General features: G+C 76.9%; 1 protein-coding gene. It reads left to right on the top strand.

The genetic code is table 11. The features are described 5' to 3' along the window. The coding region (locus ACWC9T_RS41285; RefSeq protein ID WP_449826161.1) for an acyltransferase domain-containing protein at positions 1 to 3334 on the top strand (3334 nt) is incomplete at both ends.

Raw genomic sequence — 3334 nt, 5'->3', positions numbered from 1 at the left:
CCCGCCGCGCCGCCGTCTCCTCCTTCGGCATCAGCGGCACCAACGCCCACGTCATCCTCGAACAGGGCCCCGAGCCCGTGGTGCAGCAGGACGCCGCCGGCACCCCCGCCGCCCTCCCCTTCCTCCTCTCCGCCAAGACCCCGAAGGCTCTCCAGGCCCAGGCCACCCGCCTGCTCACCGTCCTAGACGACGCGAACAGCACAGCCCTGGCCCGCTCCCTCGCCACCACCCGCGCCCTGCACGACCACCGCGCCGTCGTCACCGCCGCCGACCCGACCGCTCTGCGCGAGGCGCTGAACGCCCTCGCCGAGGGCCGTACGACGGCGAACGCGGTCACCGGGGCCGCCCAGCCGACCGGCCACACGGTGCTGGTGTTCCCCGGCCAGGGCTCGCAGTGGCTCGGCATGGCCGTCGAACTGCTGGACACCGCACCGGTGTTCCGCGCCCGGATCGAGGAGTGCGCGGCGGCCCTGGAACCGTTCACCGACTGGTCGCTGCTGGACGTGCTGCGCGGGACCGGCGACGAGGCGTCGCTGGAGCGGGTGGACGTGGTGCAGCCGGCGCTGTGGGCGGTGATGGTGTCGCTGGCCGAGCTGTGGCGCTCGTACGGGGTCCGTCCGGACGCCGTGGTGGGCCACTCGCAGGGCGAGATCGCCGCGGCCGCCGTCACCGGCGCCCTGTCCCTGGGCGACGCCGCCAAGGTGGTCGCCCTGCGCAGCCGTGCGCTGCGGGGCATCGCCGGGCTCGGCGGGATGGTCTCCGTCCCGCTGCCGGTGGAACAGGTGCGGGAGCGGATCGCGGGCCGGCCGGACCGGTTGAGCATCGCGGCGGTCAACGGCCCCGCGGTGACGGTGGTCTCGGGTGACGCGGACGCGTTGCGCGAGCTGGTCGCGGGCTATGAGCGTGAGGAGGTGCGGGCCCGGGTGATCCCGGTGGACTACGCCTCGCACTCGGCGCACGTGGACGCGATCCGGGAGGAGGTGCTCGGGCTGCTGGCCGGCATCGAGCCCCGCTCGACGGGTGTGGCGTTCTACTCGACGGTGACCGGCGGGCCAGTCGACACCGCCGGGCTCGACCCGGAGTACTGGATGCGCAACCTGCGCCGGACGGTGCTGTTCGAGCAGACGGTGAACGCGCTGCTCGCGGACGGCTACGGGGTCTTCGTGGAGTCCAGCGCGCACCCTGTGCTGACCGTGGGCGTGCAGCAGGTGGTGGAGGCCGCCGGGCGGGAGGACCGCACGGTGGTGGCCGGTTCGCTCCGCCGGGGCGAGGGCGGTCTGCTCCGCTTCCTCGCCTCCGCTGCCGAGGTGCACGTGCGCGGCGGTGCGGTGGACTGGTCGGCCGTACTGCCGGCCGCGCCCCGGGTGGACCTGCCGACCTACCCGTTCGAACACGGCAGCTACTGGCTGGTGCCCGGCGCGGGCGCGTCCGGCGTCGGTTCGGCGGGCCTGAGCGGGGCCGAGCACCCGCTGCTGGGCGCAGCCGTGGAGCGGGCGGACGAGGCCGGGCCGCTGTTCACCGGGCGGGTGTCGCTGCGCTCGCACCCCTGGCTGGCCGAGCACGCGGTGCTGGGCACCGTGCTGGTGCCGGGTGCGGCCCTCGTCGACCTGGCGATCCACGCGGGTGACCGGGTGGGCTGCGGCCGGATCGAGGAGCTGACCATCGAGGCGCCGCTGGTGGTGCCGCAGGAGGGCGCGGTCCGCCTCCAGGTGCTGGTGGACGCGGCGGACGCCGACGGCCGCCGCCCGTTCGCGGTGTACTCACGGCCGGACGACGCCCCGGCGGACCGTCCGTGGACCCGGCACGCGGCCGGCGCGCTGCTGCCGACGGACACCGCGCCCGAGGCGAAGGCCGGACCCGGCGGGTCCTGGCCGCCGGAGCGGGCCGTGGAGGTACCGGTGGCGGAGGCCTATCCGCTGCTGGCCGCGACCGGCCTGGAGTACGGGCCGGGCTTCCGGGGCCTGCGGGCGACCTGGCGGCGCGGCGGCGAGCTGTTCGTCGAGGCCGCGCTGCCGGAGTCGGCGGCGCCGGGCGCCTTCGGCCTGCACCCGGTGCTGTTGGACTCGGTGCTGCACGGCCTGGCGCTGAGCGGCTCCGGGGACGCCCCGCGGCTGCCGTTCTCCTGGTCTCAGGTGTCGCTGTTCGCGACCGGCGCCCGGACGGTGCGGGCGCGGATCGCCCCGACCGGGCCGGACACGGTGTCGCTGGAGCTGGTGGACACCGCCGGTGCGCCGGTGGCCTCGGTGGAGGCGCTGACGGTCCGTCCGGTCGCGGCCGACCAGCTGGCGCCCGTCACGACCGACGGCGACGACCTGTTCGCGGTGGACTGGAGCACCCTGCCCGAGCCCGTCGAGCCGCTCGCCGCGCCCGAGGGCTGGGTGCTGCTCGGCGCGGACACCGCCGGGCTGACCGGCGCGCTGCCGCTCGCCTCGGCGGCGGACCTGGACGGGCTGGCCGCGGCCGGCGTCCGGACGGCGTTCCTCTGCGCGTCCGGCGCGCCGGACGTCCGCTCCGGCGCCGTACGGGTGCTGGACACCGTCCGGGCGTGGCTGGCGGACGAGCGCTTCGCCGAGGCGCGCCTGGTGGTGGTCACCCGCCGCGCGGTGGCCGTGCACGCGGGTGAGGACGTGCCGGACCTGCCCGGTGCGGCGGTGTGGGGCCTGGTGCGCTCCGCCCAGACCGAGCACCCGGACCGCTTCGTGCTGCTGGACCTCGACGGGCGGGCCGGCTCGGCCGAGGCGGTGCCGGCCGCGCTGGCCTCGGGCGAGCCGCAGCTGGCGGTGCGCGACGCGGCCGTCCTGGTGCCGCGGCTGGCCCGGGCCGCCGCCGGGCAGGGCCTGACGGCCCCGCTGGACGGCCCCTGGCAGCTGGACGTCACCGCCAAGGGCAGCCTGGACAAGCTGGCGCTGGTGGCCTGCCCCGAGGTGGAGGGGCCGCTGGCGGAGGGTCAGGTCCGACTCGCGGTGCGGGCGGCGGGTCTGAACTTCCGCGACATCCTGATCACCCTGGGCATGGTCCCGGACGACGGCCGCCCGGCCGCCTCCGAGGGCGCCGGCGTGGTGCTGGAGGTCGGCCCGGGGGTCACCGGCTTCGCGCCGGGCGACGAGGTGATGGGCCTGATCGGCAAGATCGGCCCGGTCTCGGTCGCCGACCACCGGCTGCTGGCGCCCAAGCCGCGCGGCTGGGGCTTCGCCGAGGCGGCGGGCGCCCCGGTGGTGTACCTGACGGCCTACTACGGGCTGCGCGACCTGGCGAAGGCCGAGGCCGGGGAGTCGCTGCTGCTGCACGCGGCCACCGGCGGCGTCGGCATGGCCGCGCTCCAACTCGCCCACCA

The sequence above is a fragment of the Kitasatospora sp. NPDC001159 genome, assembly GCF_053598235.1.
Note: the sequence above shows the minus strand (reverse complement) of the source record. Positions and strands in the feature narration are given on the sequence as shown.